Source organism: Marinobacter mobilis (genome assembly GCF_900106945.1).
Lineage (GTDB): Bacteria > Pseudomonadota > Gammaproteobacteria > Pseudomonadales > Oleiphilaceae > Marinobacter > Marinobacter mobilis.
The window spans coordinates 29664-53254 of the sequence record NZ_FNNE01000004.1; the positions used below are offsets into that span (position 1 = coordinate 29664).

Genomic DNA, 23591 nt, shown 5'->3' on the forward strand with positions numbered 1-23591 from the left:
ATGCCAGGGCGGAACAGCCAAAGCCTACCGCCCGCAGCCCGGTACACTGAAAGCTCAACGTACCGCGAGGCACTCACATGCGCATTCCGACCCCAGACCTTTGGCCCCTGGCCCGCACCAGCCATCGTTGGCTGCAACAGACCCGCCGCCGCGAGGCCGTGGTCGACAACCATCGCCTGGTCTGGCTGGAACGGGGCAGCCCCAGCGCCGGCCGCCCGACGGTCGTTTTGCTGCATGGATTTACCGCAATGAAGGAAAACTGGGGGCTGTGGCTGCCGCTGCTGCCTCGCGACTGGCACCTGCTGGTGCCAGACCTGCCCGGTTTTGGGGAAAGTGAGTACCACGCCAACGCCAGCTATCGCTACGAAATCCAGGCGTCACGGCTGCGTAACTGGCTGAGCAGCCTGAACCTGGACAATGTCCATCTGGTGGGCAGCTCCATGGGTGGAGCCATTGCCTCGATTCTGGCAGGCCGCCTGGAGCCGGAAGCCCGTTCGCTGACCGTACTGAACAGTGCCGGTATTCCCGAACACGCAGATGTCGACATCAATGCTCCGTTCACCTCGGACCGTGACAGTATTTTGGTACCGACCTCGTTACCGGAGGTCCACCGCATGTTTACCTCGGTCGGCAACGGCAGCACCAACCCCGGCGCCCTGGCCATAACCGGCCTCCTCGGCCCCGACCTGATCAGCCGTGAACATGCCCACCGCCACATTTTTTCGGACATGGTTGCGGACGGCCTCGCCCCGGCCCGCTATCTCGACAGCCAGACCATTCCGCTGCAGGTCCAGTGGGGTGCACGGGACGTTATTACCCCGACCTGCTGTGTGGATTATTTCCGCAGAGTGCGGCCAGAGGCCGACATCCACGTGTTCCGCGGGGTAGGTCATCTACCCATGCTGGAGGCACCAAAACGCTCTGCGTCAGCATTGATTCGCTTTGTCCGTGCACAGAGCACATATTGAAAATCTTGTCATGCCCTCAATGCCAATTGGCCTGCAGATCCCTGAACACCGTCAGTGAAGTCATGGGGCGGGGCAGCTGATCAAGTCATAATCAATTGACCCTTAGCGTAACAACACAATAAGAACAGCCCCTATTCAGACGAGGAAACAGACATGCGAGCCTCCGCTTCCCAGGCCCAGGACCTCGGTTTGCCAGCCATCTACTTACATTTGCTGGCCGAATTACTACACAACCTCAATGTTGACGAACACGCTCTGCTACTGAGGGTCGGACTGGATCCGTCGCGCCTGCAATCCACTGAGCTGCGGGTCAGCCAGTCCCAGGCCAGCGAATTCGTCACCCGTGCCATTATCGAAAGCGGTGAGCCCGGCCTAGGCATCATGCTGGCCAGAGAAATGAAACTGCCGCTGCACGGTGCCCTCGGCATTGCCGTAATGAGCAGCGAGAACCTTGGTGAAGCACTCGATCTGGTGAGCCGTTACCTGACCCTGCGTGCCCCCCACATCCGGGTCCATCAGCATCGGGAAGGTGATCGCGTGGTGTTCCGGCTGGTGTGTGATATTGACCTGGGGCCCCTGCAGGGCTTCATTCTTGATGCGATGCTGTTTGGCTGCATCACGATGGGCAATCAGTTGCTGGGAAGCCCAGTCAGGGATGCCGAGATACGTCGCGTGGGGGCAGAGCCGGGTTACTTCCAGCGTTTCCGCCAGCAGATCCCGGTCCCGGTTCGCTATGAAAGCCGCGAGGACGCCTTTGTGTTCCCGGCTGCCATTCTCGACGCGCCGATCCAGTTCAGCGACGAGGCCCTGGCCGCATCCTCCCGTGCCGAGTGTGAAGAATCCCTGCGCCAGCTCACCGAAGACGCCGGCTTTGGCTGCCGGGTGCGCCGTGTCATCGAAACCAGCCACCCGTTTCCGCCCAAGCTGGCCCAGGTCGCCAACACCCTGTTTGTGTCCGAGCGCACCCTGAAACGGCGGCTGCAGGAAGAGGAACGCAGTTTTCAGCATCTGGTGGACGATGTGCGTCTGGAACGCGCCGGTGAACTGCTGGAAAACACCAGCATGAATCTGAGCCAGATCGCCGACGCCCTGGGCTATGCCGATGCCGCCAACTTTACCCGCGCCTTCAAGCGCTGGACCGGTGTCAGCCCCAGCCAGTTCCGCAACGAACGTCGGGAAGCTGCCGCGCAGTCCAACCAGCCGCAGGCGTCGGCAACTGCCTGAGCCCCCGGCCCGCTCAGTCGATACCGACGATCTTGTGCATTTGCAGGGTCAGCCGCCAGCGTGGGTGCTGCAGACAGTAATCCGTCGCCTTGCGGGTATTGCTCTGCTTGACCGGATCCGGCCCATCCTCGGGCAATGACGGTGACGCCATGGGCGACAGGAAGTAGTGGTCAGCCTCGATATCGACAAACCGATCCGGCAACGCCAGCGGCTGCGGATACACCAACTTGAGCTCATTGCAGCGCCGGATGACGACCTCCGCATCGGCCTTGGGGCTGACGCAGAGCCAGTCGATACCCGCGGGTGCAGGCAGAGTCCCATTGGTTTCCACCCCAACCTCAAGCCCCGCCTGATGAAAGGCCGCAATCAGCGGCTCATCCAGCTGCAGGAGCGGCTCGCCCCCGGTGCACACCACATAGGGGCGCCCCTGTTCACCGGGCCAGAGCCGGCGAATATGGGCCGCCAGTGCCTCCGCAGACTCAAAACGACCGCCATTCTGGCCATCGGTGCCCACAAAGTCGGTATCACAAAAATTGCATACCGCCGACGCCCGGTCCTGCTCCCTGCCATTCCACAGGTTACATTTGCTAAAGCGGCAGAACACCGCAGCCCGCCCCGACTGCGCTCCTTCGCCCTGCAGGGTATAGAAGGCTTCCTTGACCCGATACATCAGCGCACACTCTCTTCATAGGGTAAGGGATCACGCAGGCCATTGCTGGCGAACGCTTCCAGCCGCTCCACACAGGATCCGCAGCGACCACAGGCCTTGTTACGACCGTTGTAACAGGTCCAGGTGTGGCTATAGTCGAGTCCCATGGCGAGCCCTTCAGCGAGGATTTCACCCTTGTCGGCGCGAATGTACGGCGCCGCGATCGCCACCGGCTGGTAATTGGCCACTCGACAGACCGCGTCCATTTTTTCCATGAACTCCGGCCGGCAATCCGGGTAGATGGCGTGATCACCACCGTGGGCCCCGAACCAGACCGCCTGAGCTTCAACCGTCACCGCATAGCCCGTGGCCAACGACAACAGGATCATGTTGCGGTTGGGCACCACCGTGGATTTCATGCTGTCTTCTTCATAGTGGCCTTCCGGCACCTCGACCTCCCCGGTCAAGGCCGACCCTGCCATGACCTCGCTGAGGGCACGAATATCAATCACCCGATGGGGAATCCCCAATGACTCACACACCGTGCGGGCGCAGTCGAGTTCACGCACATGACGCTGGCCATAGTTGAACGACAGGGCATGAACCGCATGCCCCTCCGCAAGCGCCTTGTGCAGCAGGGTGAATGAATCCATCCCCCCGGAATAGATGACAACAACGGTTTCTTTCATGAAAGACTCGTAGACAGATCGGTCGGGCGGCCGATGTTTCGGTTAATCGGCATATTGTAACAGTGCTGTGGCAGGATATAAGGAGCCTTTAAAAACCCTTCAAGGATTCGCGTCTGTTTGACAGGACGGTTACACTCTCAGAACGGCTCCACAAATAAAAAAGAACGGAATGAACACCGCAAAAAGCCCGGCATTTATCGATTTTGAAGCGTCCAGTCTGGACCTGATCGCCAGTTACCCGATTGAGGTTGGCTTGTGCCTGCCTGATGGCACTCTCCACAGCTGGCTCATCCACCCGCACGTACTCTGGAAGGACTGGTCTGAAAGCGCAGAGCGCATTCATGGCATCAGCCGGGAAACATTGGAACGGGAAGGGGTACCCGTTAGCGAGGTGGCCCAGCAGCTCAATGACCTGCTGGATGGCCATGTGTTCTGTGATGCCTGGACCTTTGACAGTTTCTGGCTGCACCGACTGTTCCGCGCCGCGAATCTTCAGCCCAGGTTTCAGCTTGAGTCCATTTCGCTGTTGCTGACAGCGGCCGAGGTCAAAGTCTGGTCCGCCACCCGCCAGCAGGTTATTCAACGACTGTCACTGCCCATTCACCGCGCCGCCAACGACGCCCTGATCCTGAGAGAAACCTGGTGTGAACTCGCGACACCCCCGCTGGGTAACAGCAGTGACCCGGGCTGCAGCCAGCTGGCCTAATGGCAGGTCCGGTCGCGGGAGACCAGCAGTTCCAGGCCATCGCTGACTGTCGTCAGGGTCCACCAGCTCAACAGAGCCATCAAACCTGCTCCGATTGCGGTTACCGAGATGTTCTCTCCGACACTCTGGCTGGCCGTCCCTACGAAATAACCCACCATGGCCAGCAATAACACCACCTCGACTAACAGATCTGTCCGGAATTTACGGAATGGGCGAACGGCGCCTCTGTCACTTTCCATTTTCTTCAGTTTCAACCTCGGTGAACGATCAATAAAAATACGGTTCACATTATCACCACCGAGCGTGTGAAAAACTGTAGTAAGTAGCCGCTACGGGGAACCCGAGACAAAAAAAACGCAGCCAGCTGGCTGCGTTAATAAGGAGAGATCCACTCGACGCCTTGCGGGAGGCATCGCGGATTGCACAACGTAAAACACGTGACAGGACGAATTATGGAACCTGGCGCCGGGCCGGTCTGTAGTGGTTTGCCGCTACACTCCATGATCGTCAAATCGTGCGTACAACTGCCCATAGGCAAAGCCCCCAGTAAGCGCTACACTGCCTGTCGAACCGAATACCACAGTCGTCCTATTTCCAACGAGCCGATCAATGCCAATTGTCCCTAGCCATCAAGTCATCGTCACCAGCGAGCGCTGCCCCCAGCGGCAGATTGTTTGCGCCATGGTGTTGGAAAACTAGCGGCTTTCGGTCAATCCCGGGAGCCGTCGAGCAACCGGGTCACGCTTCTCCCTGTTAAGCCCCGGTTGTGAAACGCACGGGGTATTTGCAGCAGCAAACGACAAGGAGAATCCCATGAGAAGACAACCTACCCGGCGCCCCGCCAGCTCATCGTCAAGCCAGCGCGATGCCCCCATCCGTCGTCCCAACAAACTGCCGCTGCTGGACGCCATCTGCAGGAAGCTGAACCAGCGGGTCAACCTGGATGACGAACAACGGGTGCTGGGCCTGTATGAACGGGGCTGGATTTTCAAAGGTGTGCTGAGCAGCCTTGATGGCGACGAGGCCCGCTATGTAAGAGCATTGGCCACCCGCTACAATTCCTGGATTGCCCGCCAGGTTGCCTGACCCGGAGCCCCGGGCCGGAAACCGAGCACTCGCGGAACGCTAGTGCTTCCGGCCCAGGCCTCCACTTGCACCGACCCCGGACGCTTCAGAGCCATGGATCATGGCGTAGTTATTGACGACGTCGTGGATCTTCTCCTGCGAGTAGGGTTTCACCACATAGCCATTGGCTCCGGCACTGATGGCTTTCTGAATGCTTTCAATCGAGTCATCAGCTGTCACCAGCACCACGTGCTGGCCCGGGTTGGCGTCCTTGAATTCCTTCATCAGTTCGTGGCCGTCACCATCCGGCAGCCCCAGATCCAGCATGACGATCTGATAGCTGTCCGCCGCGAACACCGCCCGCGCACCACGGGCATCTTCGCTTTCCACCACCCTGGTGGCCCCGGCGTGATAGAGCATGTCACGGAGCATTTCCCGCATCACCGGTTCATCCTCCACGACCATCACTTTCAAATTATGCATAACTCGCTACCTCTGAATGAATAGGTTACAGACCCTGCCGTTCAGACACCGTCGCCATTGGGTCGGCGCGGGATTGACAGTGGCTCATGGTTAACGACGCTGGCGCTCTTGGCCGAATCCGCGCCCGACTCCCGTGCCCCGCCGGAGTCCCCGGTTTTGGACTGAGTGAGCAGGTTGCTGATGCTGATCGCCGTGGTATAGAGCGAAATCGAAACGATCAACAGGACCGGCTGCAGGAACGCGACAAAACCCGGCACTGCACCGCCGCCCACAATGCTGAGAATCAGGATCATCGCAGGCCCCATGACCACAAACAGGGTCAGCGCGATAAAAAAGACAATGCGTTCCTTATAGCGCCCCAGGTTCCGTTCGGTCACCAGGCCCAGGACGAACTTGCCAATCGCCAACCCGCCCAGAATCGCCGAGGCAATGCTCAGGTCCGGCCGTAACAGCACATCGGCCAGCTCGCCATCCCAAAGTCTCTGCATCACAATGACCAGGAACGGGAACAGCACAAACAGGACATCGGCGTAGGTACCGTACATCATGCTCAGCGAGTGCCCTTCCTGACGTGGATAATTCTCTGTCATAGTCTGCTTTCCTGTGGTCCTGTGTCTGCGGCTCAGGCCTGGGCCGTGCCGCTGTTCACCGCCTGTTCAATCATGCCATTAAGTACCGCCAACTGGCGGGCTACCTGATCCCAATCGACCGGCTCGGCCTTGAGTCCCTGCTCCAGAGCACCGGCCTGGCTGGTCATGGCAGGATAGCCCATGGCACCGGCGGTCCCCTTGATCTGGTGGGATTCCCGCTGCAGGCCCTGCCGGTCCCGGCAGGCCAGCGCAGCGTCCATAGCCACCTTGCGCTCTCCCAGCCCAGCCAGGAACTGGGCCGCCAGTTCACGGATGCCCGCAGCACTGGCTTCCGCATCCGCCACTGGCCGTGGCCCCGTTGGCAGATAACGATCCAGAACGGCCACCAGCCGGCTCTGGTCAATGGGCTTGGTCAGCACCCCTTCGCAACCGGCGCCCACCATGTCGTCAATTTCGCGCTGATCCCCGGCACTGAACGCGATAATCGGACGCCGAAAACCCGCCTGCCGCATCAGCCGGGTCGCTTCGACCCCATCCATACCGGGCATGTGGCGATCCATCAAGACCAGGTCGACCGGCTTCGCCAGCGCGGTTCTGACGGCCTCATCGCCGGCAGGCACCGACATGACATCCAGCCCCAGGCGGGTCAGCAGACGTTCCACCAGGGCACGGTTATCCCGGTTATCCTCCGCCACCAACACCAGCCCCCGGTAACTGCGGTTATGGTGGTTACCATTATCCGGCGCGGTCTTCAGGTATCGTGACAACAGTTCGTAGAACCGCCGTTTGTCGATGGGCTTGGCCAGGTGCTCACTGAACCCGGCCTGCCGGTAATCGTCGATATCTTCAGCCATCACGTTGGCGGTAAGGGCAATCACCGGCGTGTTCAACCCGGCCTCGCGCAACGCCACAGTGGCATCCCGGCCGTTCATCACCGGCATCTGGATATCCATCAGGATCAGGTCGAAAGGCTCGTTCAGTGCGGTTTCCAGCACTTCCGCACCGTTGCCGACATGAACCAGCTCAACCCCGGTCCGTTCAAGCAGCAAACTCACCAGCTTGCGGTTGACCTCGTTATCCTCGGCACACAACACCCGGCCGGACAGTCGTGGTGCCAGAACCAGCGGCAGCTGGCGGCGCTGGGTCAGCTCCGACGAATTGCGAAGGAAATGGACGCCATCCAACGGCCCGGTGGCAATATTGACCTCAAAGTCACTGCCTTCACCGTAGGTGCTGTCAGCGGTAATGGAGCCCCCCAGCAATTCCGCCAGGCGGCGGGAGATGCTCAGACCCAACCCGGTTCCACCATACTGACGGGAGATCGCGGCGCTGCCCTGGGCGAACGGATCGAACAGACGCTGCATCTGCTCTGGCTTCATGCCAATGCCACTGTCCACCACCCGAACGTACAGCCGCTGAGCCTCACGATCGCATCGCACCGTCAGGGAGATAACCCCTTTTTCGGTGAACTTTAACGCATTTCCACACAAATTGATGATGATTTGCCGGAATCGCGTCGGGTCGGTATGGATGGTTTCCGGCAATGGGTATTCGCAGGTAATGTTAAATTCCAGGCCCTTCTCCTGCGCCCGGGGCTCAAAAAATGCCCGTAACTCGTCCAACAGTTCCGCCAGGTTGACGGTGACGACATCCACCGCCAGCTTATTGGCGTCAATCTTGGAATGGTCGAGGATATCGTTGACCAGTTCCAGCAGGTGGTGACCACTGCGTACCACCGTCTCCGCGCTGTTGCGCTTTTCCTGCTCACTCAGGTCCGGGTCCAGAAGAGTTTCCCCATAACCGATGATCGCCGCCAACGGGGTCCGGATTTCGTGGCTCATGTTGGCCAGGAACTGGCTCTTGGCCTCTGCGGAGTTGCGGGCCAGTTCCTTCTCCAGCCGCTCCTGCTCACGCTCTTTTTCAATCTGCTGGCGATGGTGCCGCTCGGTAGCATCGATGCAGGTGCCTTCCAGGTAGGTGGGCTCACCATAGTCGTCGTAAACCGTATGCAGGGAGATCGTGGCCCAGCGTTCTTCGCCCTGGCGAGTAATGTAGCGGGCTTCAACGCCCTTGATGGCACCGGTAGCCTCGAGCTTGCCGACCACCCACTGGCGCACCTCATCATCGACGAAGCAGGTATCCAGCACGTCCGGGTTGGTCGCCAGTAACTGCCCGCTACCGGTGTAGCCAAGCAGTGCCGCCATCGCCGGATTGGCGGTCACGAAACGGCGGGCAACCGACATCTGGAACACCCCTTCCACCGCATTGTCGAATAGTGACCGGTATTGGCGCAGGTTGGCGAGGGCTCGCTGGTTCCAGTTGAGTGCCTCGCCCTGAACCAGCTTGATCCGGTCGGCGAGGGAGAAGGAAAACAGGATAATCTGACCCGCCAGGCCGATCTGGCTGCTATGGGCAGTAAAGATATTGAGTGGCAGGAAGCCCATCACCGTCAGGGCATAGATACAGAAGCCGGTGAGCGCCACTGTCCAGGCATAGAAATAGGATTTCGCCGCCGGGTTGTAGTGGCGCCAGGACAGGAAACTCACCACAATCATCACCACACTGAGCACGATCGATACCAGCACCGCCCACTGCATGCCGGTGTGGTAAGGCACGAAGAAGGACAGGGCGAAGGTGCTCAACACCGAATACAGGCAGATCCGGATCACATGATCCAGATCGGGCGACCGCTTGTGAGTTTCCAGCAGGGCCCGGGCCATCAACAGGCCAAAGAACCAGGTCGTTATGATCTGCTGGTGCAGATACTGTTTGTCGAGGAACCAGGGGCGCTCACCAAACAGCTGGAGACCATGGACCTGCTCGGTCATGATGAAGGCAACGGCGACCAGCAGATAGAGAACGTAATAGATATTGCTGCGCTCGCGGACAGAGACCGCCACGAACAGGTTGTAGGCGAGAATGCCGATGATCGAGCCAAGCAGGATTCCGCGGAAGGCCTCCTCGACCGCCACCTTTTCCAGGTAGCTCGCCGGCTGCCACAGGGTAATGGGCAGGCGGAAGGTATTCGTGTTGACCACCCGCAGGTAGAGGCGGGTTTCGACATCGGGCTCAAGTGTCAGCACAAAGGTGGGATTGGGCACCGCCAGCACCCGCTCCTTCAGGCTCAACGCATAGCCTGCCTGTTGCCGTTCGACGACAACCCCGCCCTGCACGACATAAAGCTGGACCTCATCCACCAGCGGCAGCGCCAGTTCGAGCACCCACTCATCCGTCTCGGTGGTCGTCCCCCGCCGTACGTCGTAGCGCACCCAATAGGCCGACTCGGTGTAGCCAAAATTGAGCAAACTGCCTTCGTGGAGGGTAAACGGGTGACGCTGTTCATCACGGATGTCGCGCAGACTCAGGGACTGGTCCGGATCTTCCAGAAACCAGACACACCGCGCCAGATCATAGGAGGCATCACGATCAGCCAGCATCAGCGGCCGGGAAGAACAGTCTTCACCCGCAGCAGCCGTCGCCACATGGGTGGACAGCAACACCATCAGCCATAAAAGGCCGGCCGGGAAAAACCGATAATGCAAAATGTGATCTCCGCGTGGGAAGACGCCCGCTTTATTCTCTAGGGTTAGCGATCGTAGTGGGCAACGACTTTCGACAATCAACGCGTCACTGCGCCCACATCCACTTTAGCGCGTAATCGGTGCCTTCGCACCTCGGGGATGCCAGGAATGAGAAATCACCAACTGTTTTTGAAACTGTCCGTCCTATGCGCGGTACTTTCCGGCTGCGGAGGTAGCGACAGCGGGGATTCTGCGTTCAACCCGGCCAATGACGTAGACCTGGTTTTTTCCACCTTTGACCTGGAAGACCTCACCGGCAAGCCGGCTAACCTGAAACACACCCGCTTCTACGACGCCTACCTCGGCCTCGAGCCGGCCGATGCCGGTGACACCGCCAGCAAAGCACTGGCCACAGCCTTGCGCAATCATATTGATGCGTTCCTCGGCCACACCCGCAACGACACCGACACCGGTTTTGTCCGGGTGCGCAACCCACTGGATCTGATGAATCAGGTGGTGGCCTCCACCGAGGTTGACAATTTCAACGCTGGCCGCCAGTACATCAGCGGATTGATAGATAATGGCGTGGCCGGCACCTACAACACCCGAGCCAACGGAGCCAGCATCCGCTTTGTTGATCAGGCCGCCACCAGCAGCGGCGCGCCGCTGGCCAATCGCCAATGGATCTTCGACACCCTGTACTGGAACTACACACCACAGGGCGCTGACGGCACCAGCGGATTTGAAAAGGTTTTCCGAGTCATCCAGTACGTAGCCCGCAACGGCGCCGGGGACGACGCAGCGGCCACCCAGCAGCTCACCAGCCTCACCTCCAGCAGCCAGTTCGATGCCATTCAGTTCAGCAGCGAAGGCTACAATGCCGCAGAATTCACCATTGCCAGTTTCGCCAGCCGCTCGCTGGGGGATATGGAGTTACGCCAGGATTTTGTGATGGACAAAACCGACACCCTGTTCCTAAAGAACAGCGGTGTCAGCCTGGGAGCAGAAACACCCGACTGTATCCGAGTGGAACTGGATTATCCGCTGTCACGGGTGTTGATCTATACGTCCGACGGAGAACCCATCAATCATGACGACGATGGTGATCCGCAAACCCCGGAGGTGGATAACCCTGCCTACTGCGGCCACCAGCAACCCGGCGACGAGGCCCACAGCTACAACACCATTACCCTGGCACTGCGCCAATAGTCAGTTGCGGGGGCCGAACCCCCAGCTCTGCATGAAGCCTTTCTTGCGGTCAATCATGCGCTCGTAGGTGGAAATCATGATCGCGGTGTGCGGTGCCTTGGTCAGCCGCAGGGTTTCAATGCGACGTTCAAGCTGGGCCACCTCATCGTTGAGGCGGCGGAGGACATGGGAGCGAACGCTCTCATGCTGGCCGAGCTCGACGGCCCGGGCGCTCTGCTCCTTGTGCGGAGCCTTCTGGTCGTTATTATTCATCGGTCTCATCCATTGAGCAAATCATCAGGTTACGGGAACACCTTTTCCCGGCTGAACCGCGGTCCTGCCATCAGCACCACCGCAGGTCGGTTACCTCAGAGAAGAGTATAGCAGTTGCTGAAAAAGCGGCAGGATCCGGCCAATTCTGCCTGCTTTTCACTACCCCGGCAACAAAATGAACGGCGCCTCATGATTTTACCGAGGCCGCACAGCCACATCTGCTGCTATAGTCCTAGGCAACCGTAAGTCCAAGAAAACCCTGGCAAGCGCGGGCCAAGGATCCTGACCCGCCGCAACCGCTCCTGGAGCCAAGTGAATGAACCAGACCTCCGTCGCCGATACCCTTCGGGAATACCTGTCCCTGCTCGAACTGCTGGACGACGCCTACTGGGAAGCCGGCAGCATTCAGCACAAGGACATGCTGTACGACATCATCAGCATCTTTCATCAGGAAGTGGCTGAGCTCAACAAGCTCAGCATCATGGATCACCACTACCCTTACGAAGTCATCACCGAGGGGATTCGCCGGGTGGTGCCGAAACTGGAACGGCTGGACGATGAACGGGAAGAGGTGATTCAGCGCACTCAGACCCTCACCGACTTTCGCGATGTGGTGTCGTCGGTACTCGGCATCCTCGAGGCACAGCTGACCGACCTTTGAAAGCCCCCGGACAGCGATCGCTGTCCGGGTAGTCCTGCCTGCGCCGGGCTCAGGCCAGAACCAACGGCCGCTCCTGTTCAGGCATCAGCGGGAACTCACGGCAGACGGTCTGGACAAAGCGCATCAGTGCCGGGATGTGATGGGCGACGATGGGCAGTCCGGTATTGAGCATGCTGACCGAGATATCACGGCCGGCATCGGCCCAGCACAGCTTGTTGATCAATCCCAGGTGACCAAAAGCATAACGACTTTGCGGTCCCCAGATACCCACAGGATTTCCACCGAGCATCAACCCGGCGCTGAAGCGCATCGGCACCAGCATGGTCCGATCGATCTGCAGCGAGCCAAACTGCTGGATCGCCCGCCGTACGGTAATCTCCTGGCAGATCCGCTTGCCATTCCAGACCCCACCGTTGAGCATCATCTGGTAGAAACGGCTCATCTCCTCAGCGGTACCGCAGAGGTTGCCGGCCGGAATCACCGCCGCCTGGAAGCGCGGATCGTTGACCACTTCCTCAATGGTTTTGATGTCCCCACCCAGAGCGCGCTTGACCACCCAGGACACGGGAGGCGTCGGGCGAGGGCCGGTGGCATAAGTCAGTGACAGCTGATCCAGGCGCGCAGGATCGATGCCGTAGGTGAACCATTTCATCCCCATCGGCTGGCGCAGGTGGCGATCAAGGAAGTTCTCGATGCTGTCACCCGTGACCTTCTCCAGGACTCTCTGCAGCACAAAACCACCGGTAATGGCATGGTAGGCCACCTTGGCTCCGTCCACTTCGACCGGCTTGGATTCACACAACAGCCGCCAGATCTCGTCCTTGTCCCACAGCACATCAATGGGAGTGTCCTTGGGGATGGCCGGAATGCCGCCCCGGTGAGACAGTATCTGGTGCACGGTGATGGTGCGCTTGCCGCTCTGGGCAAATTCCGGACAGTAATAGGCAACCGGATCCATCAGGTTGACCAGCCCCTGTTCTGCCAGCAGGTGCATGATGAGGGCGGTGACGGCCTTGGACGCCGAGAAGTAGCACACCGGGGTGTCCGTGGTCATGGCCACTCTTGGGGTGTCCGGGCCATCGTCGGGACCATTACCGGTGGCATGGCCGATGGCACGGTGCAACACCTGTTCGCCACGGTGGCGGATCGACACCTGAATACCTGGGTGCACACCACTGCGGTACAACCGTTGCACGCTGCGCCAGATAGTTTCCACCGACTCCGGACTAACGCCCACCAGCGCCGGATTTTCTCCGGCGCTGTCACGGCAGGTCACAGAGTCCAGGTCTTTGGGGATCGCACTGGTATGGAACGCACGACGGGCAAGCTGTTTCATTCGGTTAACCTTTTTGTTACGGCTCTTATTGGTTTGGTTCTGGGCTATCGCTTACCTATCATTGTAGCTGGCGGCCCCGGTTACATTGGCCGAACCGCCTGCCACGGCAACGACAAATAACTCAACTACTGATCTGGGAAGCCCATGCTCGGTTACGGAATTGCGCTCACCGCCATCGTTTTAGCGGCCTTTTACTGGCTGTTTGTACGCCCCCGCCGCCAGCTCGAGCGGCTGGCCCGGATACCAGTGCCAATGGACTGGATCGAGCAGCTACGGGCACAGATGGCCCTGTACCGGCGGCTGCCCCCCATCCGCCGCGCCCGCCTGCACACCCACATGCGGGTGCTGCTGGAGCGGGTCGAATTCTATGGCTGTGCCGGCCTCGAACTGACCGAGCCCATGAAGGTGCTGATTGCGGCCCACGGTGCCTTGTTGATCAATCAGTTGTCGCCGGATTACTACCACAAACTACAGTCAATCCTGGTCTATCCAGGTGCCTACCGCGTCAGCCAGTCACAACAGGACGGCCCGGTGCTGCATTTCGACGACCAGGAACGGCTGGGCGAATCCTGGCAGCAGGGCAAGCTGGTACTGGCCTGGGACACCCTGATACGGGAAGCCGGCGACAACAGCAGCCGCAGTAATGTTGCGCTACACGAGTTTGCCCACCAGCTCGACCAGGTCGACGGAGCCGCCGACGGCGCGCCACCGCTGGCCTCGGGAGAGGTTGCCCAGCACTGGCAGCAGGTGTTTTCCGAAGCCTGGGAACGGCGCCGGCGACACTCTGGAGGCAACAGCATCATCGACGAATACGGCGCCACCTCACCCGCCGAGTTTTTCGCGGTCGCAACCGAGGCGTTCTTCCTTCACCCTGCGCTGCTGGCCAGCCAGGAACCCGAGTTGTACGACTGCATGGCCGGCTTTTACCGCCTTGACCCCCGTGACTGGCACGACGGCGCCGCCACGCGTCCGACACCCTTGACAGCCAATACGTGATACACAATCATGTTTTCCCATAAACCATGCCCATGCAACCCGGAAACACCGGACGGTGCTTACGTAAAAGGGCCATGCTGGAGGGATATCACCTGAGAATACAAATCACACCGGGGCCATGGCTGCTGTCGCTTCTGCTGATCCTGACCGGCTGCTCGCAGGAGCCGGACCGGGCGACTCTGGAACACTATGCCAGCTCCGCCATACCGGAAGATCGCGACCTGGCGGAGATCTATCAGCGTTCCTGCCAGGCGTGCCACAGCCGGCCCGGCTCCGCCGCTCCGTTAACCGGTGATGTCGCAGACTGGCAGCCACGGCTGAACCAGGGCATGGACACCCTGTTAGTGCATGTGATCGAAGGCTACGGCGGCATGCCCCCCTATGGCCTGTGCATGGACTGTTCGGCCCGGGATTTTGAACAGCTGATTGCATTCATGTCGCGCCATCCGGGGGCCCGCCGTGATCCAGCCACACCGTGAGCACCACAGGACCACCAACATGCCCAACCGTCGGGAGTTTCTGAAACGTCTGGTGGCGGTCGCCGCCGCCACTTCGCTGCCGCTCGAGTCGCTCCTGGCGACGACCCGCGAAGCCGGTGCCTCCCGCCGCCTGCCATGGAAGAACTGGTCGGGCAGCCAGACCTGCCACCCCCTCAACCGGCTCGCACCGGCGTCTGTGGCCGAACTGCAGGAGCAGGTTCGCAACGCCTCAGGGGTTATCCGCGCGGTCGGCTCCGGACATTCGTTTTCGCCACTGGTGCCCACTGACGACACCCTGATTGCCCTGCACCGGCTCAGCGGAGTCCTCAGCCATGATGATGACCGGGTGCAGGCCACCATCGCCGCCGGCACCCGTCTGGGACAGCTCGGCCAGCCCCTGGAGGCGCTTAATCAGGCCCTGATCAACATGCCTGATATCGACCAGCAGACCCTCGCCGGCTCGCTCGCCACAGCCACCCACGGCACCGGCGCAGGCCTGACCTGCCTGTCCGCCAATATTGAGGCGCTGTCGCTGGTGACCGCCAGTGGCGAGTTGATGCATTGCAGCCGGGATCACAACCGTGACCTCTTCCAGGCTGCCCGGGTCGGCCTCGGCAGCCTTGGCATTGTCACCGATGTCACCCTGCAGAATACCCGCCCATACCGGCTCAAGCGGGTGTCCGAGTGGCTGCCGATCGAGGACATTCTGGCCAACGCCCAGGAAAACGCCGACCGCTACCGTAACTTCGAGTTTTTCTACATTCCGTTTTCCGGCATGGGGCTGTGTGACACCCATGAACTCACCGACGAGCCGCTGTCCAGTACCGACACCTTTGACCAGAACGATGGCGCCCGTGATCTGCAGACAATCCGTGATTTGTTGGATTGGTCCCCCAGTCTGCGACGAATGGTGCTCAAAGGGATCCTCAACAGCATCGACCGGGAAGTGAAAGTGGCCTCGTCGTGGCAGAACTACACCAGTGACCGCAACGTACGCTTCAATGAGATGGAATATCACCTGCCGCGAGAGGAGGGTCTCAAGGCCCTGGCAGAAATCCGCGACCTGATCGAGCACCGTTTTCCGGAAGTGTTCTTTCCGCTGGAGGTGCGCTTTGTCAGGGGCGATGACATCTGGCTGAGCCCATTCTATAAACGCGACACCCTCTCCATCGCCGTGCATCGCTTTTTTGAGGAAGACTATCAGCCACTGTTCCAGGCGATAGAACCCGTTTTCCGCCGCTACGGCGGCCGCCCTCATTGGGGCAAGCTCAATACCTGCACCGCAACGGATTTTGCTGACCTTTACCCACGCTGGGAGGAATTCAGGGCCCTGCGACAGCAGATGGACCCGCAAGGACGCTTCCTCAACGTCTACCTGCAAGGACTGTTCAACGGATGAGTCAGAACGACAACTTCTCCCCCGGCAGACGCCGGCTGCTTCTGGGGGCCGGCGCCCTGACGCTGGCCGGCACGGCCAGCTGGCTGCGACCGTCCAGCGCCGATGGTGGTCATGGCCCTTATTTTCAGGGGCTCGACGACACCCTCCGTCAACACGGCCCCTACCAGCCGCGTCTGATCATCGACCGGCAGCGGTTGCTGGCCAACATTGACCTGCTCAGCCAACAGTTGGCGGGACAATTCAACTACCGCATTGTCACCAAATCACTGCCGTCACTGCCGCTGCTCAAACTGGTGATGGCGCGCACCGGAACCCGGCGGTTGATGGTGTTTCACCAGCCGTTCCTGAACCAGGTGGCCAGCGCGCTGCCCGACGCCGATGTCCTGCTCGGCAAACCCATGCCAGTAAAGGCCGCACGCCAGTTCTACCACGACCTGCCAGCGGCAAGTCCGGGGGGCTTCGAGCCCGCGCACCAGCTCCAGTGGCTGATCGACAGTCCCGAGCGGCTGGCTCAGTACGACCAGCTGGCCGCCGAGCTGGGCCTGCAGCTGCGCATCAACATCGAGATTGATGTCGGACTGCACCGGGGCGGGATCCGGGCGCCCGCCGAGCTGGTCCCCATGCTCAACCACATTGAACAGTCGCCACGGCTGAGCTTCGCCGGCTTCATGGGCTATGAGCCGCACATCGTAAAGGCACCGGGGTCGGTCACCTGGCGCCGCGACCAGGCTATGGCCCGCTACCAGGGCTTTGTCGATCAGGCTGAACAGACACTGGGCCGCTCCATCCGCAATCTCACGCTGAATACCGGCGGCAGCACCACCTATACACTCTACCGCGACCAGCACGAGCGCTTCGCCGCCAACGAGATCGCCGCCGGCTCTGCGCTGGTCAAACCCACCGACTTCGACCTTCCGACCCTGGCCGACCACCAGCCAGCCGCCTACATTGCCACCCCGGTGCTGAAGGTCGTGGAGCCACCCGAGATCCCCGGCATACCCGGACTCGGCCGCTTGATGGGGTGGTGGAACCCCAACCGTCACAAGGCGGTGTTCATCTATGGCGGAGATTGGAAAGCCGTCGCCGAGTCGCCAGCGGGGCTCAGTCCCAACCCGATCTATGGCCGCTCTACCAACCAGGAAATGCTCAACGGCAGCGCCGCTCTTGCCCTGCAGCCGGACGACTGGGTCTTTCTGCGGCCCAGCCAGAGCGAGCGGGTCTTCCTTGCCTTCGATGGTATCGACAGCTACGACGGCAATGATCGCCGGAGCCACGAACACTGGCCGGTGCTGGGCTAACCACCGCCTGCATTGGCACAACTGGCATTCAGCTTCGCCGCACGATGGTGGTAACCTCTGCACTGGTTTTAACAACGAAAGGGCGGGGCAGTGGCGCTAGCAGTGGCAGAGTGGGCATGTAACCAACGGCAATCAGGGTGGTGCCTGGCACTGGCCTTTGTTTTACCCGGACACGTGATGGCTCAGGGAGCCGAGCCTCCCAGTAAGTCGGTCAGCCCCCCTCCCGTCGCTCCGGTAACCGTTGAAAACTGTGCGCTGATTGAAAACGGCGCCAAGCGCCTGGCCTGCTTCGATACCGCAGTCAACGCCGAGGAACGCGCCATGAACGCGACGCCCGAGCAGCGGCAGCAGGTCGAACAGGCCACCGAACTGCTCGCCCCCAAGCCCGGGGGGGCAGTCGGCGCCAGCGAGGAAAGCAGTTTCACCGGGGCACTGATCAGCCGCCATCTGGCGTCTGAGGAAGCGTTCATGTCGCTCTCGGGTAACTTTCTGCCCTACAAACAGACGTACCTGATGCCGTACTCATACGTCTCATCGCCGAACCAGCAACCCTACAGTCCCAGCCTGGGTTTTACCGATTACGATTACGACGTCAAAGAGCATGAGGTCAAGTTTCAGATCAGCTTTAAGGTGCCGCTGCTACCCGGCCTTTTCGATAAGCGCTCCACGCTCTGGTTTGGCTACACCCAGCTCAGCTTCTGGCAACTCTACAATACCGAAGATTCCGCACCGTTCCGGGAAACCAATTACCAGCCAGAGCTGTTTTATCGCTACGATGCCCGCCTCGATCTGGGGCCCGGGCGACTCGATATGGTGACTCTGGGTCTGAACCACCAGTCCAATGGTCGCACTGAGCCGCAATCCCGCAGCTGGAACCGGATTACCGCCAACCTGGTGTATGGTGTTGATCGCTGGTTGTTCATTGCCAATCCCTGGTATCGCATCCCGGAGAGCAGCAGCGACGACAACAACCCGGATATGACCCGCTACGTGGGCTATGGTGACTACTGGGCGATCTACAAGGTCGATGAGAGCCAGTCGCTGTCACTGCGGTTACGTAACAACTTCCGCAGCCACGACAACAAGACCACCTTTGAACTTGGTTACAGCTTTCCATTGGGCAAAACCACCAAGGGCTACGTGCAGTACTTCAATGGCTACGGGGAAAGCCTGGTGGATTACAACGTGCGGATTCACCGGATCGGTATCGGCATCATGCTCCACGACTGGCTGTGACGAACGCCAGCCTTACCTGAGCAGCTCAACCATGGACTGCCCGGCGTTCACCGCAAGCGCCACCACCAGGCCGCTGAAGACCAGCCCGATCATCGCAATCAACAGGGCCAGCAACCGCGAGCCGCCACGTCTGGGTCGAATGTCGCCGTAACCAACCGTGGTCGCGGTGATACCCGCCCAGTACAAACTGTCCTGCCAGCGCCAGCCTTCACGGCGCCCCACCCACAAGCCCATCAGGGCGATGAGCATCATCAGGAACACCAGAATCGGCCAGGCAATCAGCAGCCGATCCCAAAGCTCGGACAGGAAAACCAGGGAAGGGTGCAGTATGTCTCGAAGCATGGTCGCTCTTTGCCAGATTTCTGAAGAGGTTTGCGCCCATTATAGGCCAGCACCGGACCAGCGAAGTGGCCCTCGTCAATATTCCTGATGGAGTCCGTCACCAGGTTCCGCTTTCACCAATGTGGTGAAAGCGCCATGATTGGGTACTATTATCGGCCCACTATCCGGGAGAAACGCCATGGCCACACCTCCGGCCCCAATCCTGTACCTGCCCCATGGCGGCGGCCCGCTGCCACTGCTGGCGGACCCCGGGCACCGGGCGATGACTGACTTCCTGCAGACCATCCCACAACGACTGGGTACCCCCGAGGCCATAGTGGTCATCAGCGCCCACTGGGAAGCCCCCGTCGTCACTGTGACCAGTGGTGCACAGCCGGCATTGATTTACGACTATTACGGTTTTCCGCCGGAGAGCTACAGCATCGAATACCCGGCACCGGGCGCGCCAGCGCTGGCTGAGACCATCCTCAAGCACCTTGCAGCGGCTGGTATCGATGCGCAGGGCGATCGCGACCGCGGCTTTGACCATGGCCTGTTCATCCCGCTGAAACTGATGTACCCGGACGCCAGCATTCCCTGCCTGCAGATTGCCCTGCAGCAGGAGATGGATCCGGGTCAGCACCTGGCCATCGGTCAGGCTCTGGCGGCGTTGCGTGAGCGCAACATTCTGGTGGTTGGCTCTGGCCTGTCATTCCATAACATGCAGTTATTGCGAAGCGGCGATGACCGTTACCGCGATGACGTCGATGCATTCCACCACTGGCTGATCGACACCTGCTGCCATCCGGAGCTGACCGCAGACACCCGCAATCAGCGGCTGCGCGACTGGGCCCAGGCCCCCGGAGCCCGCTTGTGCCACCCGCGGGAGGAACATCTGCTGCCACTGCACCTGTGTGCCGGAATGGCCGGTAACCAGCCCGCAGAAGTGGTTTTTGATGCACCGGTGATGGGCCATCGCGCCATCGCGCTGCTGTGGTAGAGGATCATCCCCGCTCGCGTTCAAGCAAGGCTCTTTTGCGGGCAATGCCCCAACGATAACCGGAAAGTCCGCCATCACTGCGCACCACCCGGTGGCAGGGAATCGCCACGGCCAGCCGGTTAGCGGCGCAGGCACCGGCCACCGCCCGCACTGCTGCCGGCGATCCGATACGGCGGGCGATATCACTGTAGCTGACGGTCTGTCCCGGAGGTATGGCACGCAGGGCCTGCCATACCCGCTGCTGAAAGGCCGTGCCACGAATATCCAGTGGCAACGTCAGCCCCAATTGCGGCTGCTCCACCAGCCCCACCACGGCCGCAATCTGTTGCTCAAATCCGCGATCCCCGCCGACCAGCTCCGCATTGCGGAACTGACCCTGTAGCTCCTCCACCAGCGCCTGAGGATCTTCGCCCAGGGCGATGGCACAGATACCGCGCTCGCTGCACGCCACCAGGATCGCCCCCAGTGAACACTGGCCCACCGCGAATCGGATGGTGTTGTTGCGCCCATGACGCTGGTAATCCTTCGGATTCATACCCAGTATCTCATTGGCTTCCCGATAAAAATGACTGCTGGAGGCATAACCGGCGGCGTAGGCCGCCTCGGTCACCGACAACGGCTGATGCAGCGTCTGGGCCAGCCGCTGGTGGCGATGGCGGCGGGCATAGGCCGCCGGGCTGATCCCGGTCACGGCTTTGAACACCCGCTGCAAGTGATAACGACTCAGGCCGGCCTGAGCGGCCAGCTCTGCCAGTGTCGGCGCGGATTCCGCCTGCTCAATGCGGCGACAGAGCTCCGCGACCAGGGTCCGGTGACGCTGTTCACTGGTATTTACATCGCTGACCACCACGTGTCACTCCTGATCCTCACGCCTGAACTCACTGTATCGCCATCTTCCGGGCAAAACATCCCCATTGTTGCGCCCCCCGGCAGGACCGGATTCATGGTAAATTGCGGGCTGATTCCGCCGTTGCCATTCCAAGGACAGCCCAATGACCCCAGGCATCAACAGCGCCCGCAAGGCCAAGATTACGCACACCATTCACGAATACAGCCACGACCCCGCCAGTGAGTCCTACGGCACCGAGGCGGCGGAAAAAATGGGGGTGGACCCCAACCGGGTGTTCAAGACCCTGGTGGTAACGGTGGATGGCAGGGAGTTGGCGGTCGGCGTGGTTCCAGTCAGCGCAATGCTGAGTATGAAACGGATTGCCAAGGCCGCGGGCGCCAAAAAAGCGGCCATGGCCGATCCCGCTGAGGTCCAGCGCGCCACCGGTTATGTGCTCGGCGGTGTCAGTCCGCTGGGGCAGAAAAAGCGCTTGAAAACCTTCATCGATCAATCCGCCAGCCACTTCGACACTCTGTTTGTCAGTGCCGGTCGCCGGGGTCTGGAAATTGAACTGACCCCCGCGGACCTGCAAAAGCTCACCGGCGCCACGCTGGTCGCCCTGACTCAGGATGACGGCTGAGCTGGCCGTTGAACACACCCCGTTCGGTATCGTAGGCGAGAATCTCAGGACGGGGAGCCGTTCAGCACCAGATCCATCCGCGCCAGGTAAGCCGCAAACACCGGGTGAGTCTCAGCGTGATGGCGAACCGGCGTCGCCAGCGGCACCCGCAACAGGTTGACCAGAAAGGCGTAGACCGTCGCATCGTATTCGCTGGGCTGCGGCCCCACCGCAAACGGATTGCGCTCCAATGCCCAGGCCAGGGCGTCCAGATCAGCGGCAGCACGGGCATACACTTCCTCCTGCGGGCAGCGTCCCAGCCCTTGTCCCTTCAGGGCCGCCAGCACCCCGCGCCGGGCGACGCGAGGCAACAGGCTCTTCACCCCGGGGGGCAACGTCCGGAAAAACTCAACGCGGGTTTCCGGCCAGAAAGCGTCGTCCATCCAGCGCGAATAGAGCATGGCAAAGTACAGGCTTTGCTCACAGAGCTCACGCAACAGGTGTCCCGTTGCCCGCTGTTCATCACTCAACGGCGCTCCCGGTGGCGTTCCTCCCTTTTTCTCCAGGTGCTGCACAATCTCGCGGCTATCAGCAATGGTGCGACCGTCGTCGACAATGTAGGGCAGTTTGCCCCTGGGCGCCCTGAACGGAGGGGTCGGGCAGATCCGGTAATCAATCCCCGCCAGCCGGCAGTAGGTTTCAACCTTCAGACAGAAGGGACTGGCATTGACCTGCCAGGCATACGGAAACTGGTAGAGACTGATCACGGGTCTGACTCTCTGGCAAACAAGGGGTATTACAGTGTATCAGACCGGCCGGCTTCACGACGCCGGGCTTGCCACTCCTCCCGGGTCTGCGCGGCCTCGTCACCGGGTAACGAAGCAATGATAGTAAAGTATCCGGAACTGTAGGGGTCCGCCATAACGGTCTCGCGGTCGTTGATTCTGACCACATGGACGCTCTGCACATTCTGGTGATCGAACGCCCGCCAGTACTGCTCATCTTTCAACAGACTGTAGCGGTGACCTTCCAGAGCGCGCATGACATCTGCCGTTCTGGTGCTGCCCGCCCGCTCAACCGCATCGCGATATTGGTAAACGATGCTGTAGGCCGAGGCCGCAGCCGAGGATGGGCGCATGTCATAATGCTCGGAGAAGGCGTCGACAAACGCCATCCCCCGGGCGTAGTCATGCTCGTAAGGCAGGTTCCAGACCCAGGGCACCGCGCCGACCACACCTTCAAGAATGGTCGGGCCGACTTCACGAGCCATGCCCAGCGTCAGGTTCGGTACCACCACCTGCATCTGCTGGGTCAGCCCCAGCTCATAGGCAAGATTCACCGCCCGCACCATGTCGTCACCAAACAGCACCAGCACCAGCACCTTGGCATCGCTGGCCTTGGCCTGTTCCAGGGCCGCCTGGAAATCACTGGTCAGAGCTCTGGGGAACGGCGTACGCACGCCCTGATGACGTTCGACATCGGAGGTATTGGAGAATCCCCGCAGCGACTCTTCCACCGACCACCCCCAGGTGTAGTCTGCAGTAATGTAGAAGTATTCCTCATTCGCGTGATTGGCATTGAGGTACTGACTCAGCACCCGCGCCGTCATCCACGCATTGTAGGGCTCACGGAACATGTGACGGTGCCCTTCGCTGCCGGTGGTGGCATTGGAATAGGTTAGGGTGCCAAAGTAGAGCCGATCCCGGTCCCTGGCGGCTTTGCCTGAGGCAATGGCAACCGCACTGGACACGCCGCCGAACACCATCTGTGCACCCTCGTTGTCGATGAGTTCTGCGGTATTCTCGGCGCCCTGGTCAGGCTCACCGCGACTGTTCCGAATCACCAACTCCAACGGACGACCCAGCACGCCGCCGGACCGGTTGATCTCCTCCACCGCCAGAAATGCCCCGAGTCGCTGCTGCAACCCCTGTTCCTTGTAGCGTCCGGATTGGGGATAGTTGAAGCCCAGCCTGAGTGATTCGGCGGCGGCGCCGGTATTGACTAGGGCAAGCAGACAGACAGACAAAAGCAGCGTTCTGAAACTCATGGTGACAGGTCTCC

The 23591-nt window shown here is 60.5% G+C and carries 25 protein-coding genes; 13 read left to right on the plus strand and 12 right to left on the minus strand.

Annotated elements, in window-relative coordinates; genetic code table 11:
• Nucleotides 1-77 precede the first annotated feature (77 nt).
• On the plus strand, nucleotides 78-968 hold the full coding sequence (locus BLV11_RS07135) for an alpha/beta fold hydrolase (RefSeq protein WP_091812288.1): 891 nt from the start codon (nucleotides 78-80) through the stop codon (nucleotides 966-968).
• A gap of 153 nt (nucleotides 969-1121) precedes the next feature.
• A complete protein-coding gene (locus tag BLV11_RS07140; RefSeq protein WP_091812289.1) occupies nucleotides 1122-2192 on the plus strand; it encodes an AraC family transcriptional regulator in 1071 nt (356 codons plus the stop codon).
• A gap of 13 nt (nucleotides 2193-2205) precedes the next feature.
• Here the strand turns inward: BLV11_RS07140 and queE are convergent, their stop codons facing one another.
• Entirely contained in the window at nucleotides 2206-2862 is a 657-nt protein-coding gene (gene queE, locus BLV11_RS07145; protein ID WP_091812290.1) for a 7-carboxy-7-deazaguanine synthase, read from the minus strand.
• Entirely contained in the window at nucleotides 2862-3530 is a 669-nt protein-coding gene (gene queC / locus BLV11_RS07150) for a 7-cyano-7-deazaguanine synthase QueC (RefSeq protein ID WP_091812291.1), read from the minus strand. The genes queE and queC overlap by 1 nt, the downstream gene beginning before the upstream one ends.
• Before the next feature lie 169 nt (nucleotides 3531-3699).
• On the opposite strand from queC, the gene BLV11_RS07155 reads away from it, so the two are divergent.
• A complete protein-coding gene (locus tag BLV11_RS07155) occupies nucleotides 3700-4236 on the plus strand; it encodes a 3'-5' exonuclease (RefSeq protein ID WP_091812292.1) in 537 nt (178 codons plus the stop codon).
• Here the strand turns inward: BLV11_RS07155 and BLV11_RS07160 are convergent.
• Complete coding sequence (locus BLV11_RS07160) at nucleotides 4233-4475, minus strand: hypothetical protein (RefSeq protein WP_091812293.1); 243 nt, start codon at nucleotides 4473-4475, stop codon at nucleotides 4233-4235. The genes BLV11_RS07155 and BLV11_RS07160 overlap by 4 nt on opposite strands.
• 574 nt (nucleotides 4476-5049) lie before the next feature.
• Between BLV11_RS07160 and BLV11_RS07165 the strand changes: the two genes are divergently transcribed.
• The gene (locus tag BLV11_RS07165; protein ID WP_091812294.1) at nucleotides 5050-5322 is read left to right on the plus strand and encodes a hypothetical protein; all 273 of its coding nucleotides are present in this window, start codon (nucleotides 5050-5052) and stop codon (nucleotides 5320-5322) included.
• 39 nt (nucleotides 5323-5361) lie between these two features.
• On the opposite strand, the gene BLV11_RS07170 is transcribed toward BLV11_RS07165, so the two are convergent.
• Genes BLV11_RS07170 through BLV11_RS07180 form a run of 3 tightly spaced genes read right to left on the minus strand, consistent with a single transcriptional unit; the run spans nucleotide 5362 to nucleotide 9877 of the window.
• Nucleotides 5362-5784, minus strand: a complete 423-nt coding sequence (locus BLV11_RS07170; protein ID WP_091812295.1) for a response regulator — start codon at nucleotides 5782-5784, stop codon at nucleotides 5362-5364.
• Nucleotides 5785-5825: 41 nt separating this feature from the next.
• The gene (locus BLV11_RS07175; RefSeq protein WP_091812296.1) at nucleotides 5826-6374 is read right to left on the minus strand and encodes a hypothetical protein; all 549 of its coding nucleotides are present in this window, start codon (nucleotides 6372-6374) and stop codon (nucleotides 5826-5828) included.
• A 32-nt stretch (nucleotides 6375-6406) separates the two neighbouring features.
• Nucleotides 6407-9877: a response regulator gene (locus tag BLV11_RS07180; protein WP_091812571.1), complete on the minus strand. Its 3471-nt coding sequence runs from the start codon at nucleotides 9875-9877 to the stop codon at nucleotides 6407-6409.
• A gap of 186 nt (nucleotides 9878-10063) precedes the next feature.
• On the opposite strand from BLV11_RS07180, the gene BLV11_RS07185 reads away from it, so the two are divergent.
• Entirely contained in the window at nucleotides 10064-11104 is a 1041-nt protein-coding gene (locus BLV11_RS07185) for a hypothetical protein (protein ID WP_245725954.1), read from the plus strand.
• Here BLV11_RS07185 and BLV11_RS07190 read toward each other — a convergent pair whose 3' ends face one another.
• Nucleotides 11105-11356 (minus strand): hypothetical protein, encoded by a 252-nt coding sequence (locus tag BLV11_RS07190; RefSeq protein WP_091812297.1) that lies wholly within the window; start codon nucleotides 11354-11356, stop codon nucleotides 11105-11107.
• A gap of 316 nt (nucleotides 11357-11672) precedes the next feature.
• Here BLV11_RS07190 and BLV11_RS07195 point away from each other — a divergent pair, with 316 nt between their 5' ends.
• Complete coding sequence (locus BLV11_RS07195) at nucleotides 11673-12017, plus strand: hypothetical protein (RefSeq protein ID WP_091812298.1); 345 nt, start codon at nucleotides 11673-11675, stop codon at nucleotides 12015-12017.
• A gap of 49 nt (nucleotides 12018-12066) precedes the next feature.
• Here the strand turns inward: BLV11_RS07195 and BLV11_RS07200 are convergent, their stop codons facing one another.
• On the minus strand, nucleotides 12067-13353 hold the full coding sequence (locus BLV11_RS07200) for a serine hydrolase domain-containing protein (RefSeq protein ID WP_091812299.1): 1287 nt from the start codon (nucleotides 13351-13353) through the stop codon (nucleotides 12067-12069).
• Between the two features lie 144 nt (nucleotides 13354-13497).
• Between BLV11_RS07200 and BLV11_RS07205 the strand changes: the two genes are divergently transcribed.
• The 5 genes from BLV11_RS07205 (at nucleotide 13498) to BLV11_RS07225 (ending at nucleotide 18761) form a co-directional block, all read left to right on the plus strand.
• Complete coding sequence (locus BLV11_RS07205; protein ID WP_091812300.1) at nucleotides 13498-14349, plus strand: M90 family metallopeptidase; 852 nt, start codon at nucleotides 13498-13500, stop codon at nucleotides 14347-14349.
• A 74-nt stretch (nucleotides 14350-14423) separates the two neighbouring features.
• On the plus strand, nucleotides 14424-14828 hold the full coding sequence (locus BLV11_RS07210) for a c-type cytochrome (RefSeq protein WP_091812301.1): 405 nt from the start codon (nucleotides 14424-14426) through the stop codon (nucleotides 14826-14828).
• 19 nt (nucleotides 14829-14847) lie between these two features.
• Complete coding sequence (locus BLV11_RS07215; RefSeq protein WP_091812302.1) at nucleotides 14848-16227, plus strand: D-arabinono-1,4-lactone oxidase; 1380 nt, start codon at nucleotides 14848-14850, stop codon at nucleotides 16225-16227.
• Nucleotides 16224-17525: a DSD1 family PLP-dependent enzyme gene (locus BLV11_RS07220; RefSeq protein WP_091812303.1), complete on the plus strand. Its 1302-nt coding sequence runs from the start codon at nucleotides 16224-16226 to the stop codon at nucleotides 17523-17525. The genes BLV11_RS07215 and BLV11_RS07220 overlap by 4 nt, the downstream gene beginning before the upstream one ends.
• Before the next feature lie 177 nt (nucleotides 17526-17702).
• Nucleotides 17703-18761, plus strand: coding sequence for a phospholipase A (locus BLV11_RS07225; RefSeq protein ID WP_091812304.1), 1059 nt, complete (start codon nucleotides 17703-17705; stop codon nucleotides 18759-18761).
• Between the two features lie 12 nt (nucleotides 18762-18773).
• Here the strand turns inward: BLV11_RS07225 and BLV11_RS07230 are convergent, their stop codons facing one another.
• Nucleotides 18774-19103, minus strand: coding sequence for a potassium channel family protein (locus tag BLV11_RS07230; RefSeq protein ID WP_091812305.1), 330 nt, complete (start codon nucleotides 19101-19103; stop codon nucleotides 18774-18776).
• A gap of 178 nt (nucleotides 19104-19281) precedes the next feature.
• On the opposite strand from BLV11_RS07230, the gene BLV11_RS07235 reads away from it, so the two are divergent.
• Nucleotides 19282-20082: a DODA-type extradiol aromatic ring-opening family dioxygenase gene (locus BLV11_RS07235; RefSeq protein ID WP_091812306.1), complete on the plus strand. Its 801-nt coding sequence runs from the start codon at nucleotides 19282-19284 to the stop codon at nucleotides 20080-20082.
• Between the two features lie 4 nt (nucleotides 20083-20086).
• Here BLV11_RS07235 and ada read toward each other — a convergent pair whose 3' ends face one another.
• Nucleotides 20087-20932, minus strand: coding sequence for a bifunctional DNA-binding transcriptional regulator/O6-methylguanine-DNA methyltransferase Ada (ada, locus tag BLV11_RS07240; protein ID WP_091812307.1), 846 nt, complete (start codon nucleotides 20930-20932; stop codon nucleotides 20087-20089).
• A gap of 142 nt (nucleotides 20933-21074) precedes the next feature.
• On the opposite strand from ada, the gene ybaK reads away from it, so the two are divergent.
• The gene (gene ybaK / locus BLV11_RS07245) at nucleotides 21075-21551 is read left to right on the plus strand and encodes a Cys-tRNA(Pro) deacylase (RefSeq protein WP_091812308.1); all 477 of its coding nucleotides are present in this window, start codon (nucleotides 21075-21077) and stop codon (nucleotides 21549-21551) included.
• A gap of 44 nt (nucleotides 21552-21595) precedes the next feature.
• Here ybaK and BLV11_RS07250 read toward each other — a convergent pair whose 3' ends face one another.
• Nucleotides 21596-22297: a glutathione S-transferase family protein gene (locus BLV11_RS07250; protein WP_091812309.1), complete on the minus strand. Its 702-nt coding sequence runs from the start codon at nucleotides 22295-22297 to the stop codon at nucleotides 21596-21598.
• Nucleotides 22298-22326: 29 nt separating this feature from the next.
• Complete coding sequence (locus tag BLV11_RS07255) at nucleotides 22327-23577, minus strand: ABC transporter substrate-binding protein (protein WP_091812310.1); 1251 nt, start codon at nucleotides 23575-23577, stop codon at nucleotides 22327-22329.
• Nucleotides 23578-23591: the final 14 nt, after the last annotated feature.

Bases quoted from the DNA above. Each gene is read 5' to 3' on its own strand.
- BLV11_RS07185 (WP_245725954.1), top strand. From the start codon at position 10,064: ATGAGAAATCACCAACTGTTTTTGAAACTGTCCGTCCTATGCGCGGTA.
- BLV11_RS07135 (WP_091812288.1), top strand. From the start codon at position 78: ATGCGCATTCCGACCCCAGACCTTTGGCCCCTGGCCCGCACCAGCCAT.
- BLV11_RS07255 (WP_091812310.1), bottom strand. From the start codon at position 23,577: ATGAGTTTCAGAACGCTGCTTTTGTCTGTCTGTCTGCTTGCCCTAGTC.
- BLV11_RS07210 (WP_091812301.1), top strand. From the start codon at position 14,424: ATGCTGGAGGGATATCACCTGAGAATACAAATCACACCGGGGCCATGG.
- ybaK (WP_091812308.1), top strand. From the start codon at position 21,075: ATGACCCCAGGCATCAACAGCGCCCGCAAGGCCAAGATTACGCACACC.
- BLV11_RS07230 (WP_091812305.1), bottom strand. From the start codon at position 19,103: ATGCTTCGAGACATACTGCACCCTTCCCTGGTTTTCCTGTCCGAGCTT.
- BLV11_RS07200 (WP_091812299.1), bottom strand. From the start codon at position 13,353: ATGAAACAGCTTGCCCGTCGTGCGTTCCATACCAGTGCGATCCCCAAA.
- BLV11_RS07225 (WP_091812304.1), top strand. From the start codon at position 17,703: ATGGCTCAGGGAGCCGAGCCTCCCAGTAAGTCGGTCAGCCCCCCTCCC.
- BLV11_RS07165 (WP_091812294.1), top strand. From the start codon at position 5,050: ATGAGAAGACAACCTACCCGGCGCCCCGCCAGCTCATCGTCAAGCCAG.
- queC (WP_091812291.1), bottom strand. From the start codon at position 3,530: ATGAAAGAAACCGTTGTTGTCATCTATTCCGGGGGGATGGATTCATTC.
- BLV11_RS07220 (WP_091812303.1), top strand. From the start codon at position 16,224: ATGAGTCAGAACGACAACTTCTCCCCCGGCAGACGCCGGCTGCTTCTG.
- BLV11_RS07140 (WP_091812289.1), top strand. From the start codon at position 1,122: ATGCGAGCCTCCGCTTCCCAGGCCCAGGACCTCGGTTTGCCAGCCATC.
- BLV11_RS07205 (WP_091812300.1), top strand. From the start codon at position 13,498: ATGCTCGGTTACGGAATTGCGCTCACCGCCATCGTTTTAGCGGCCTTT.
- BLV11_RS07195 (WP_091812298.1), top strand. From the start codon at position 11,673: ATGAACCAGACCTCCGTCGCCGATACCCTTCGGGAATACCTGTCCCTG.
- BLV11_RS07175 (WP_091812296.1), bottom strand. From the start codon at position 6,374: ATGACAGAGAATTATCCACGTCAGGAAGGGCACTCGCTGAGCATGATG.
- BLV11_RS07170 (WP_091812295.1), bottom strand. From the start codon at position 5,784: ATGCATAATTTGAAAGTGATGGTCGTGGAGGATGAACCGGTGATGCGG.
- BLV11_RS07190 (WP_091812297.1), bottom strand. From the start codon at position 11,356: ATGAATAATAACGACCAGAAGGCTCCGCACAAGGAGCAGAGCGCCCGG.
- BLV11_RS07155 (WP_091812292.1), top strand. From the start codon at position 3,700: ATGAACACCGCAAAAAGCCCGGCATTTATCGATTTTGAAGCGTCCAGT.
- BLV11_RS07180 (WP_091812571.1), bottom strand. From the start codon at position 9,877: ATGGTGTTGCTGTCCACCCATGTGGCGACGGCTGCTGCGGGTGAAGAC.
- queE (WP_091812290.1), bottom strand. From the start codon at position 2,862: ATGTATCGGGTCAAGGAAGCCTTCTATACCCTGCAGGGCGAAGGAGCG.
- BLV11_RS07160 (WP_091812293.1), bottom strand. From the start codon at position 4,475: ATGGAAAGTGACAGAGGCGCCGTTCGCCCATTCCGTAAATTCCGGACA.
- BLV11_RS07215 (WP_091812302.1), top strand. From the start codon at position 14,848: ATGCCCAACCGTCGGGAGTTTCTGAAACGTCTGGTGGCGGTCGCCGCC.
- BLV11_RS07235 (WP_091812306.1), top strand. From the start codon at position 19,282: ATGGCCACACCTCCGGCCCCAATCCTGTACCTGCCCCATGGCGGCGGC.